This window comes from Streptomyces sp. NPDC048278 (genome assembly GCF_040652195.1).
In the GTDB taxonomy this organism is placed as follows: Bacteria; Actinomycetota; Actinomycetes; order Streptomycetales; family Streptomycetaceae; genus Streptomyces.
Genome location: NZ_JBEZLP010000059.1, coordinates 34,010 through 44,886 on the forward strand (window position 1 = coordinate 34,010; position 10,877 = coordinate 44,886).

A 10,877-nucleotide genomic window follows, 5' to 3' on the forward strand; every position below is an offset into this window, starting at 1 on the left:
GATCTGTCATCATGCGGGCGAAGACAGCAGCTCGACGGTGACGCGGTGCCTCACGGCACCGGTGCGCACGGTGAACTCGGGGACGGCTTCGGCAAGGGCCCTGCCGCTCGAGAGCCAGGCATACAGGGCGCAGGCGTAGGCAGCGGGGTCGCACAGGTCGGGCCGGCCGTCCGGACCTGCCGCAGCCGACAGCTGCACCAGGTCTCCCGCGCGCGTGCCGGCCACACACCGATCCGCACGGTCGATGTAGGCGACCAGCCCGCAGTGCGGATACCGGGCGAGTGCCTCTGCCGCCCAGGCGGCCGGCGGGCCGAGCCGTGGATCATCGGCAGCCGCGTACCGTACGACGACATCGGCGATACGCACCCGACTGGTCTCCCGGGTTTCCTCGTCGACCACCGTATGGACGGCGCCGGTTCCCTGAGCTGGGTCCTGCACCGGGACGGACTCGTCCCCGACGACGGGATACCGGGCCACACTGATCTCGGCCGGAACCGTGCGGATCCTGGAGGCGAGCACGGTGACCGGCGCACTGACCCGGGCCGGCACAGACGCCGGCAGCGGCAGAGGGTCGAGCAACGCCGGCTGCCCTGCAGGTTCGGGAAGGCTCATCAGCCCGTAGAACAGACGGCGCAGGAGAGCAGCCGACTCTCCCGGCGACGAACTGGTCTGCTCCGCAAGCTCCTTGTACCGGTCCATGCAGTGCGAGGCGATCACCTGGTCGATCTGCGCCCGCAGACTTCCCTGGCGATGAAGGCGGGGAGCGGTGCGGCCGAGGCGCGCCACGGGGGAGAGCGCGTCGAGGTCATCGTGCGGGAACGCCCCTAGAAGGACGGGCACGCCGATGGACGCCGCGTAATAGGTGACACTGGAGTGATCCCCGAGAACGCAGTCAGCGGCGATCAGAGCCTGTCTCCATCCGCCGAGCGGCGCGATGGCGTCCAGACCGGCACGCCGGGCGCTGTCCAACCAGGCACGGACCTGCCCGGGCCCGTGGCCGTACCAGATGTTCGGATGCAGCACCGCGACGGTCCGGTACTCGTCGGTCGGCAGCTCCGCCCTCAGACGGGACAGCAGCCAGGGCAGCAGATCATCTGTCCCCGGTCCTGCGGCACCACCGAAGAGGGAACGCGGCGCCCAGGTGGAGCTGACGACGATCAGCCGCCGGCCGGGCCCCACCCCCAGAGCGCGGCGGAAGCGGTCGCGCTGGGGGAGAGCATCCAGGATGCGGTCATAGCACGGGTCCCCGGCGAGGACGGCGGTCGGCACCGCCTGCGGACAGGCCGCACGCAGCCTGTCGAGCTGTTCGGGATGCGAGAGAACCGTGGCGGTGGCCAGCGGACGCCCGTCCTTGAGAAGCCACTCCGGCGACAGCCCGAAGACCGGTGTCCGGTGTCCGGTGTCCGGTGTCCGGTGTCCGGTGTCCGGTGTCCGGTGTCCGGTGTCCGGTGTCCGGTGTCCGGTGTCCGGTGTCCCCAGCCTTTTATTGTACCCCACACCATGGGACAAAATGGCCAACTTGCCGCGTACGGAATCTAGTTCGCCGCCGTAGCTCGCGGCGACAGCCAGGTCGAACACCGTGTCCTTGGCCTGTTCCCAGGGCAGCACCGGAAAACCCGTCTCCGCGAGCAGCTCCGGCACTCCCGCCAGAAAAGGAGACGAGCCTATGCAGGTGACGAACATCTGGACACGAAGGTCGTCGCGAAGCAGCGGGAGCACATCCAGCAGGCGGCTCGCCGAGGTCACGTTGTGCACGATGAACAGGACACGCTGGCAGTCCGCACGGGTGATCCACCGATCCGCGTCCTCACCCACCGGAACCCGCAACCGCGCAGCCTCCCCCATCACGCTGGCCCGTCCCCTGACCTCGTTGCACCCGTCTTGATCACTTGGCCTGATGATATCGAGGCAACTGCCGAGGGGATCGTGCCGGTCCATGCTGTGGCCTGCTCGCACGCTCAGGCCCGGGCCCATGGGGTAACCGCGCAGCAGGCGAGTGCTGGTTGTTCGGCGGGAGAGTTTCCACAGGCGGATCGTCTGGTCGGCGCTGCCACTGGCCAGGACACGCCCTCCCGGCCGGAAGGCCACTGAGTAGACGCGGTCGGTGTGGCCAAGGAGCGGCTGTCCCAGTGAGGCTGCCACCGTCTTTGCCGCTGCGTTCGCAGCCTTGTCCGTGGAACCGGAACCCGAAGCCGCCACCGGGTCGGCAGGGTGGCGGGGGAATGCCAGCACGGTGTTGGCGACGGTCAGCCCGATGGCGCCGACGGCGGTCAGCAAGGTGCGCCGGTCCAGCAGGGCCTCCTGTCCGGCAACGGATGCCGGGACAGCCTCCGGAGGTTTCTTGGGGTGGTCGGGATGGGAGGCGTTCTGGGCGAAGAGGAACCCGTGAACTCCCCGGGCCCCGCTCTGCACCGGCTCGGGCAGTCCTGCTTCCCGTAGCCGGGCGTGCAGTTCGAGGAAGATCCGGTCCAGGCGCAGCGCCGGCACCGAGACCTCGCGGATGCCGTTCTGCACGATGTCCAAGAAGGCCCCGGTGAAGCAGGTGAGTGTCCCGTTCACGGGAGTCTTGGCCTCCTGCACACAAGTTGAAAGACTCCCCCGGCCATCCCTGCGATGTGTCCGGAGCCTGAAGACCCTGCCCTGCCGTCGCCCGAGCCGTGATGCGGGGGACAAGAGGCAAAGACCGGCCCCTCGCTAAGCCACCACCATCGCTGCTGCGGACGCCCCGGCAGCGGCGGCGCACGAGAACCCGAAGGCCACGATTCTGCACAAGCCTTACTTCCGGCCCCCGGCTGCGTCATATCGCCCACCTCACGTGCTGCCCGTGTCGCCCGGTGTCTGCCAGGTAGGGTGCTCGGCCGAACGCGCCTGGCGGCGATTCCCCGGACGGGCAGCCGTATGTGGACTTCACCGCCCTGCGCACCCAGTCCGCGTCGGCGGCCGGCGCCGGTGCGGACGTCTCCGAGGCCCTGGCCATGTGCCTGAGGTCGCCCCGGATGCCGAGAGCCGCTGAAACTCTGAGCAACGGCCGGATGTCCGAGCCCTGGTGCAGGATGAAGGCACTGTGCTCCACGTCCGTGCGGGAGCCAGGCCGGGGTCTGCTGCGTCAATGGGGGGCGTTCATGTTCCAGCGTCATCTTCACCGTCACGATGACGTCAATCTGGTGATGTCCACGCTGGGGAACGATCCCCAGTGCCTGCCGGTCCTGATCACCTTGGGTGCGACACTGCGCCGGGACGTGGCCTCGGCGCTGCGGGAGGTCATCGCGACCGGCGCGTGGCAGAGCGACGCCCGTGTCCGCAGCGCCGCGGCCCACTGGCGTGAGGAACCCCGCTTCCAGGTCTTCCTCGACCACGGTCTCGAAAAGCGCCGCAACCGCGGCCCCAAATACGAGCACCTGGACGCCGCTCTGCTGACGTTTCCCGAGGCCCGTGCCGCCCTGTACCGGGTGAGCGCGGCGGAATGCCCGCAGCACTGCCGCACGGAGACCGGCACCTTCGCCGAGGACCGGCATGTGGATGACTACCGCGAGGCACTGTTCGGCTGGTACGCCGTCATCCAGCACGCGCACGCCTGCGTCGTGAGGGCGGTGCGCTGGTTCGCGGACACACAGCTGCCCGACCCCCGTCGGCCTGAGACCTTCACCGACTGGATGACCGGAACCCGGCGCCGCCACGGCAGCGCCGTCCGGGAGACGGAGTTGGCCGCCCAGGATGCCTTGCAGGAAATCATCCTGATGATGCAGGCCTGGAGCCCGCACACCTTCGAGGCCATCGACGTGGCCTTCCAGAAAGCGGAAGGAGAAGACGCATCCCACGCCTGGGGCGGCAGCTTCGAGCCCGCCGGCCGGCCCGAAGCCCAGGCCGCCGCGGAGGCACTCGCGCGTGTCTTGTCCCCACAGGAACGCCGACAGGTCAAGGCCGTCATCGACGGGATCGAGAGCGACGACGAGGACCGCGACATGGACCTCGCGAAGGACAGCACGCTGGCCTGCACCAGCGACCGGCACCGCACCCATGACCCCGGTGAGCGCGAGGAGTGCGCCACGGCCCGAGGCCGCGTGTACGAGGAGGCCTCCCAGCCCTGGAGCGAGGGCGTCGATCGTGAAGCCGACGCCGCCCGGCTGGCCCGGTTCCTACTCGGCCCCCGTACCGGCCGAATCCAGACCGCCCTTGCCGCAGCCCAGGCCGCCGTTGCCCGGGAGAGCGCCGAGACGGCGCCGCAGGTCTGGCACGACAACGCCGAACCTCTCCGGGAAGCCCGCGAAGCTGCAGGACTCGATCTCCACGATGCCGCCGGGCACCTGGATATCAAGCCCGCCACACTCCAGCGCTTCGAACAGGCAACCGGCAAACTCCCCGGACGGCCGGTCTCCCTCGGCTACCTCCAACTCCTCACCCTGACCTGCGCCCAGGCGGGCCGCACCGCTCCCGCCTGCATCCCGCAGGCCATCTCCCAGCCGGTGATCTCACTGCCCACCGCCCTGTAGTACGCCGCCGCCTCACACCCCCGGCCGCCACCCCATCACCCTGTGAGGAACCCCCGTGTTCGAAGAGGTACATCACCGCTCCTGCGGGCGCCCCACCAAGTCCGGCAATCCTTGCCGTGCACAGTTCTCAGGCCCAGGCTTCGCCTGCAAACTGCACACCACCGACCACGAAAGAGCCCTCGTGGAGGCATACCAGCAGGGCCTGGAGACCGGCCGGACGCAGGAAAGAGAATGGAGACAACGCTCAGAGGCTGCCCAGGTCGAACACCTAGAGCGCCAGATACGCACCCTGCGGGAAGAACTCGACACCAAGAACCGCCGCTTTGAGGTCGACGGCGACCAGGCCATCACCGTCGACGGCTACGGATACCGCTGGAGCGGCCCCGGCACGCTCGAGGTCGGCGACCGTGTGCTCCTGCCCGAGAACTACGTCAGCGCAGTGCGCCACGGCCCGGGCTCCTTCCTCGGGACTGTGACCGAACTGGGCACCACCTACATCGGGACCCTCAGCACGATCATCTCCCGAGCCCCCTCCACCCCACGGCAGACCGGCTGAAACCACAAGCCCGAAGCCGGCATCCGAATCGACCAGCGGAGGCCTTCCGTGAAACGCGAGCGCGCCACCACGCTCCTGAACGGCATGCTCGACCGGCTGGAGGAGGGAGGCTGGCCGCTGGACCTCGTCGACGAGATCCTCGTCTTCGGGTCCTACGCACGCGGCGCACTCAACCCCTCGGACGTCGACCTGGTCGTGGAGCACCGCACCGACGACCGTCTCACCTCCGAGTTCCTCCACGCCCTGTCCTACGGCCGTGACCCCTCCGCCTCGATGAAGCGCGCGCTGAAGGGCACCAGCCGCGGCCTGCAGATCCACTTCGGCGAACGCAAGACCCTCGAAGCGGAAGGCTTCGAAATGACCTTGCTATGGAAGCGGGGCGAACCCGTCGACGCCGCCCGCGCCCGGCTCGCCGCCATCACCCCCGACCCCGCGGCCGGCCGGGCCCCACGCGACCACATGATCGATGCCTTCGACGGCATCGATCGCTGGGTCCCGCGGCCGGTGCGCATCACCCTCACCGAACTCGTCGACCGCAACGCCGTCACCGTCCGCCAACTCCTGCTCCCCGACGTTCAACCCGCCCATCCCGCAGCCCACGAAGCGCTCACCCGCTGGACCGACACCAGCCCGCTGCGCCGCGCCGCGGCAGCCGTCCTCGCCCACCTCGAAGCCACCTCCCGCCCCCTCGACTCCGTCTACCTGCACGGGGAACCGGTCATCGGCAGCCGCTACAGCGACACCACATGGCAGACCGGTATCGGATTCGGCTGGAGCCACTACCGCAGCATCTCCCACCACCTGCAGGAGGGCACCGACTGGTTCGAGGTCGTCCGCCCCACACGGACCCAGCCCCTGCACACCCTCCACATCACCGTCCGGGACCGCTCTGCTCTGCCTTCCCGGTGACGCACCCATGGGCCGGATAGACCTGTTCGGTGGTGAAGACGGCGCCCTGTCTGCTTTCGTGGTGTCTTCAAGCGCTTCGCGCATGGGGGAGGCCGTCGTGAGCAGTACCCGCACATCCCGATCCGCCACCCGTAAGTCCACCCTCCACCGGCTCAAGCCCCCCGAGGGCACTACCCCCGAACTGCGCTCGTTCGTCCGCGAGAGATACCTCGACAGCGAGGACTACCAGGCCAGGGAGTTCACCCGCCAGGGAATGGAGGGCCTGCTGATCACCGGAGGCGTGCCCCGGGACCGCGCCGACTGGTGTAGCGCGGTGGAATCCATCACCGGACTGTCAGTCAACGAACGCAGCCGTGCCGCGGCGGGACTCATCCTCATGCGCACCGACCGCGGCACCTACGCGCTGAGCTACGGGGTAGGGCAGCACATGCTGGATCCCTACTTCCGTGACGACGAGTTCGGACTGGAGTTCGCCACCCGCTGTCTCGACGACGACGGGGTCATCAAAATCCGCAACCAGATCATGGACGGCAGAGGTCGTGTCGACGAGTACTCGGTGTCACGGGGCGAGCGGATCGACGACTTCGGCCTGGACCGTTTCGGCGCCGTCGTCCGCCGCATCTGCGGGACCGTCAGCGGCCTGTCGCTGACCTCCCTGGAGACCGGCAGGAATCGGCACGCCCGCGTCGAGTGCTCACAGGCCACCATCAAGCTCCCCCTGGCCACCACCGTGGAGCAGTTCCTCAGCGACCTCCAGGCGATCGAGGACGTGTGCGCGAAGCCCGATCCGCTGCCGCAACTGCGTTTTGTCAGCAGGGTCCACACCCTCGACAACCGCAGCCACAAGGCCGTGCAGGCCCAGGCGATCCTGGAAACACACCTCACGGACCCGGACAGTCCCCGCCTGACCATCGGAGTTCCCGACTCATGCCAGGAAAGCTACAGCTCGGCCCAGGCGTTCCGGGCCAGACGAGGCGCCCGCACGATCGAGACCAGCGATCTCGAACTGCACCACCTCCTGCAGTTCGTACAGGACAAGCCTGAAGGAGAACGGCTCAAGGCGCTCGGCGACGTACGGGTCACCATGTACAGCGACGACGACTGCCAGACACCGGCCAGCGTCACCACCAACGGGAAAGAGTGGCTCATCGCCGACATCACGATGGGCACCGACCGCCTCTTCTACGGCAACGGCAAATGGTTCGAGGTCGGTGCCGGCTTCCTCGAGACTCTGGAGGAAGAACTCACGGCCCTGTTCACTCAGCCGCAGACAGTCACCCTGCCGCCATGGCCCAAGGGCCCGCCCAACTCCAGGGGCCACGACTCCCACGACGAGGACTGGTTCAACCGCCAGGCAGCGGAGCCTGACGGGTATCTCCTGTTCGACAAAAAGGACATCGTCACGGAGAAATTCAAGGGCGGGGGACTGGAGATCTGCGATGTCCTCGGCCCCGAGAACCAGCTGATCTGCATCAAGAAGGCCCCCGCCAGCACAGCCCCCCTCAACCACCTCTTCGCCCAGGGCGTGGCCGCCGTGGAGACGCTGCGCAGCGACATCGAAGTGCGGACCAAATTCCTCGAACAGGTGGCCGCGCACACGCCGGACCATCGCCTGCTCCACGACTTCGGCACCCTGCGGGTAGTCTTCGGGATCCTCCTCAAAGACGGCAAGGACATCCACGTCGACTCACTCTTCGCCTTCGCCCAGGTCTCGCTGCTCCAAGCAGTCAGACGGCTGCGCGCGATGAACGCGGACGTCGAAGTCGTCGCCATCCACCGCTGAACCAAGGGCAGCCCCGCGGTACGAATCCCTGCGCCACGGCCAGCTCGGGGGTGCACCGGGGCGTGGTCGCAAACCGCGAGTCGTCGACATGGATCTCCCGCACGCCGGGACAGACGAGCAGCGGGGGAACACAGGCCAGCGGCTGGTGACACCCCTGGGCCGGCTCCTTCCCCGCCAGGCACCAGGCCGGGACACTTGCGGGGCCTGTGCCCGGCTGCCGTGCCAACAGGGCGCTGCTGCCGGCGGCGCCACACCAACGCATGCGAAGTGCGCACCGCAGGGCCGTCGTTCCATGCCTTCCCGCCCAGCCTCAGGCCGGAAGGCAGGGAGTCCGTGGCGCGTAGCGGGCACTGACGGGATCACCGGTGGCGCGCCTGTCACGGTGTCCCGGGACGCGCCGTACGTTGTGCCTGGCGAAGGTGACCGCGCAGCAGAGCACGCAGCTCGGGCAGGGGAAGCCTGGCTCCCAGGGCATCGAGGAACTCCTGGACCGTCCAGGAGATCAGGGCTCCGTGGCGGGACAGGTAGAGGCCGACCCGGTCGATGGCGTACGCGTCGTCGTAGTCGAGGAGCAGGTATCCGGCGAGCTGGTGCACCGCGGAGCGGTGCAGGGTGTGGGCGTGGGTGGTGGCCTTGCAGTCGATCAGCATGCCGCCCGCGATGAAGTCCGCGTCGGCCCCGCCGAGGTCGCGGCTGCCGGCGAACACCGGCCCGCACACCCGCTGTCGCTCCGGCAGCTGCCTCAATGGTGCGAAGGGCTGTTCGGCGAGCTTCATCTGTTCGGCGATGTCTTCCAGCACGTACACCGGTACTGCCGCGGTGAGCTGGTCCAGGGTGGTGCGCTCATTGGCCTGGGCGAGCAGGTTGCGGCGCCGGGAGAAGGCGCCGTTGCGGTAGACGGCCTCGTAGAAGCCGGCCACGTGACACAGCCGGGTCAGCTCCTGCTCACCCAGCAGGGACGTGCCCTCCAGATGGGCGTGGAGCCGGGCGAGCAGCCGCATGCCCGCCGTGTACAGGGCGGTGCGGGTTTCGGCCGCCGGAGCGCCGGTCAGGGGCAGAGCACTGCCCAGCAGCCGGATACCGGTGGTCACTGCGTCTCCCGGGCCGTGGCCGAGGTTGATCCGCAGACGGTAGTCGATGGTGTGTCCCAGGGCCGCGTAGTCGGGGCGCCGCTCGTCCATCGGTTGCACCGCAGGCCCAAGCCCCCGTGCCCATGGCAGATACCTGCTGACGAGCCGGTCCATCCGGGGCAGATGCCGGGCCAGGAACAGGGACATCGGCGAGCGCGGGTACTCCAGCTGGCCGGTCAGGGACAGCGCGGCCAGGGGCACACCGTCCGCGGTCTTCGTCACCGACCCGCTCGAGGCCTGTCGGATCTGGGCTTCGGCCCACTGGATCCCGGTGGTGTCCAGCACCTCACGCGCCCGCGTCACCGCCACATAGATCAGCCGTGCCTCCGCCGGATGCACGCCGCGCGCGCCCGCCGCTTCCGCAGGCGGAGTGAATCCGTCACCGATCCGCACCCGCTGCCACTCGCGTCCCTTGGCCTTGTGAACAGTCGAGACCACCACCCGCGCCCGGTCCTCGTCCACCATCTGCTGCACGGCCGCGATGATCTGCTGCGGCCCGTACGCGTCGACGAGTTCCACGATCGCCTTCAAATCGGCGGCCGCGGAGTCCTGTTCGGCGTACTCCTGCACCTCGCCCCAGGACGAGAACAAGAACAGCTCGTGATGAGAGGTCCGCCGGCCGGCCTGCAGGTCGATCGCCGCCTCAGCGATCTTCAACAACGGCTTGCCGCCCCCGGCCAGCGCCACCGGCACACCCTCGTCGAGGAAGCGCAGCACCTCTGCGAGGGCGTCCGCGTTGCCCCGGCACAGCACCGCATCGGGGACCTCCACCCGCCCCAGCCCCGACGCCTCGCCGGCGTGCCCGGTCAGCCGCATCGTCGACGAGGCAGCCCGCAACCACCGGTTCGCCACCTCCGCGATCGCCGGGCCGAACCGGAACGACTGCGTCAGCTCCAGCCGCTGGCCCGGAAAACCGCTCATGATGTCCTTGGCGTGCCGCCACTCGTAGATCTGCTGCGCAGGATCCCCGACACACACCCGCTGCGCATCCTGCGCCAGAAAGATCTCCTCCAGGACTGGGTTGGTGTCCTGCGCCTCATCCAGCAGCACGAAGTCCGCCCGCAGCCTCGGCCGCGTCAACGCCCACATCTTCAGGTAGTGGTCGTGCTGGAACGGTAGGTTCCCCGTGGGCGAGCAGATGTCCTCCCACGCCCACCGCGCACGCTTCAGCAGCACCTCCGCCAGATACTGCGCGCCCTGGTCATCCAGCCCGTTCACCGGCCCCAGGTGCCGGGCCGCCACCTGTTCATCCGTGCTGTAGCAAAAACGGCGGACCATCTCCATCACGAGCCGGGCCAGCGTCGTCGCCCTCAGCCGCCGCTTGCCCACCGCCATGTCCCGGTCCAGCCCCAGCAACTGCGCCGTGCGCTTAAGCGGCATATGGCGAGAGGCGTCGAGACGACCCTGGAACTCGCGGCCTACCGCACGGTGCGCCAGCGAATGCGACGTACGGCATTCAACGTTCGCCCCGAACCGGCTCTTGGCCTCGTCTGCGATCGGTCTGTTGAAGGCCACGTACAAGCCACGCTGCCGTGTCGCTGATCCCATCATCACCAGCGTGGACGTCTTGCCCGTTCCGGCGCCGGCCACCAGCGCCACGTCCTGGCCCGCGGCGAACGCCTCCCGAGCCGCCTCCTGTTCAGCCGTCGCCCTCAAGGCCACGCCGCCCGTCCTTTCCACCCGCGCTGTCAGTCAATTCCAGCCCTCGCCCCCTGGCTCCGGCCGCGTGCCATCAGCTTGGCAGCGGCCACTGACACCGGGACGCCGTACATCAGACAGGTGCACGGAATCCCGAAAGAGCGACCGATTCCTATGCGGCTGCCCCCTCCGATTCGCCGCTCACGATCCGATGCCACAGCCGCCGGTTTCACATTCAGCGCCGGCGCTTGCAGAGACAGGAATCGCGGAACGTACTGAGGGGCCACTAAGTTTCCGGACAGGCATCCAATAGGGTTGTCCTGAACAAGGAAACGAGGAAGAAGTGGCGCCACCCAGTAAGTACTCACCGG

General features: G+C 68.6%; 6 protein-coding genes. 4 read left to right on the forward strand and 2 right to left on the reverse strand.

From position 1 onward, the window contains the following. Positions 1-9: 9 nt before the first annotated feature. Entirely contained in the window at positions 10-2,559 is a 2,550-nt protein-coding gene (locus tag AB0D74_RS48200) for a hypothetical protein (protein WP_362602226.1), read from the reverse strand. A gap of 608 nt (positions 2,560-3,167) precedes the next feature. On the opposite strand from AB0D74_RS48200, the gene AB0D74_RS48205 reads away from it, so the two are divergent. From AB0D74_RS48205 to AB0D74_RS48220, 4 genes are all read left to right on the forward strand, one after another. Beyond that, positions 3,168-4,490 (forward strand): helix-turn-helix domain-containing protein, encoded by a 1,323-nt coding sequence (locus AB0D74_RS48205; RefSeq protein ID WP_362602229.1) that lies wholly within the window; start codon positions 3,168-3,170, stop codon positions 4,488-4,490. Between the two features lie 181 nt (positions 4,491-4,671). Continuing rightward, a complete protein-coding gene (locus AB0D74_RS48210; RefSeq protein ID WP_362602232.1) occupies positions 4,672-5,046 on the forward strand; it encodes a hypothetical protein in 375 nt (124 codons plus the stop codon). Positions 5,047-5,094: 48 nt separating this feature from the next. Continuing rightward, entirely contained in the window at positions 5,095-5,955 is an 861-nt protein-coding gene (locus AB0D74_RS48215) for a nucleotidyltransferase domain-containing protein (protein ID WP_362602236.1), read from the forward strand. A gap of 97 nt (positions 5,956-6,052) precedes the next feature. Continuing rightward, positions 6,053-7,738, forward strand: a complete 1,686-nt coding sequence (locus AB0D74_RS48220; RefSeq protein ID WP_362602239.1) for a DUF6119 family protein — start codon at positions 6,053-6,055, stop codon at positions 7,736-7,738. Positions 7,739-8,115: 377 nt separating this feature from the next. Here the strand turns inward: AB0D74_RS48220 and AB0D74_RS48225 are convergent, their stop codons facing one another. Next, entirely contained in the window at positions 8,116-10,548 is a 2,433-nt protein-coding gene (locus AB0D74_RS48225) for a UvrD-helicase domain-containing protein (protein WP_362602242.1), read from the reverse strand. Between the last annotated feature and the right edge of the window lie 329 nt (positions 10,549-10,877).